Origin of the sequence: Serratia sp. (in: enterobacteria) (assembly GCF_051654945.1) — a bacterium.
Lineage (GTDB): Bacteria > Pseudomonadota > Gammaproteobacteria > Enterobacterales > Enterobacteriaceae > Chania.
In genome coordinates this window covers 1-1,410 of sequence record NZ_JBOFZA010000058.1, presented here as the reverse complement: position 1 = coordinate 1,410, position 1,410 = coordinate 1, and the positions used below count along the sequence as shown (strand labels likewise).

Below are 1,410 nucleotides of genomic sequence, written 5' to 3'. Positions count from 1 at the left end.
GGCTCACCCGATAAACCATGGGGACTAAGCATACAGCTTAGTGAGTCTAAAAAGGAAGAACTTTACATCAACAACCCCTCTTAGGCTTGCTCTAAAAGCTTTAATTTTAGCATTAAAAGACTCTGCAAATGCGTTTGTTGCTCTATTGACAAAGAAGTTTAGCACCTGATCACTATTCTCATAGAGAGTATTTCCAATGATATTGAAACTTTTAAATCCAGCTTTCTCTACTTTATCGTACCACCTAGCCAAGGATAGCCTAGCGGCATCCTTTATCGTATTTTTATTGAAGATTTGTCGTAGTGAATGGGTTAGAGAGTAAGCCTCTTTAATATCAGGAAAGGCTTCAAATAGAAGTTCTGACCTTACCTTTTGCGAACAACTCCATTTATCAGCAGATTTGAACAAAAGATATCTGCTTCTGGCTAATAACTGCTTGGGGGTATCCCCATTTCTAAAACAAGTTGGATTGTATTCTACGCCAGCCTCCCTAGCTTTGCATCTAGCCTCATTGTCAGCCTTAATGGCATCCCATCTATGAGCAATGCGCATCTCTTGCAATGCATCACAGGCTAATTTCTGCATATGAAACCGATCGATTGTTCGGATGGCCTTCGTAAAGCAACGTCTAGCTACTAAATTCATCCCATTTGAGAAGTCCATAGTTATCTCCTTGACTTGATCTCTTAGCTCCTTAGGTATTAAGAGCAGTGTATTTATAATATCCTCTGATCTAACTCCTTTAACTATGGCTATGATACATCCTTTTCCACCTCTTGAGGCCCTGTTAGTTACAATAGTATATAATTCACCATCACTTATAGAAGTTTCATCTATACAGATACTTTCTCCAAGATTTTCTGGATAAACCAACCACTCATCAGCATGTGATAATTCACTCCAAACACGATAGCCACTTAGTTGTTCTTTGTATTGTTTCTCAAAACTGTCACCATTTATATGATAATAATTCTCAAGCGAACGGGAGGTCGTAGGTTTGGTCTCCATACACCTCTTTTAAAAAAGCCGCAAACTCCTTGGAGTAGCGGACACCGTCAGCCTTAAGGCCATCAAATGGAAGAGTAAAACTTTTGCTAGTGGACTTATTATACCATCGTCTTCGACGAACAATTAAATCAACACCTTTATCTCTAATAGGAAAGTCTCTAACTGTAACAGAATCAGTAAAACCTTTAGATTCAATATTAGGATCCGATAATATAGAATCATCTATACGTTCATCTAAGAAAATGCGAATATCACTCTCCGTAGACTCAACTCTAGTAATTGTAAATCGATTCAATATGTCACTTGGTAAAACAACCTGCGCCAAAAGCAATAAACCTTCTGTATTCATACAGCAAAGATAAATATTTAAGACAACTTTCCCCATGGTTTATCGGGTGAGCC

Annotated in this window: 2 protein-coding genes; both read right to left on the bottom strand. The window is 38.2% G+C overall.

Going from position 1 to position 1,410, the window contains the following annotated elements; all coding sequences use genetic code 11:
• Positions 1 to 24 precede the first annotated feature (24 nt).
• On the bottom strand, positions 25 to 1,008 hold the full coding sequence (locus ACRDCA_RS08915; protein WP_438689219.1) for an ISAon1 family transposase: 984 nt from the start codon (positions 1,006 to 1,008) through the stop codon (positions 25 to 27).
• On the bottom strand, positions 974 to 1,393 hold the full coding sequence (locus ACRDCA_RS08910) for an ISAon1 family transposase N-terminal region protein (protein WP_438689218.1): 420 nt from the start codon (positions 1,391 to 1,393) through the stop codon (positions 974 to 976). The genes ACRDCA_RS08915 and ACRDCA_RS08910 overlap by 35 nt, the downstream gene beginning before the upstream one ends.
• Positions 1,394 to 1,410: the final 17 nt, after the last annotated feature.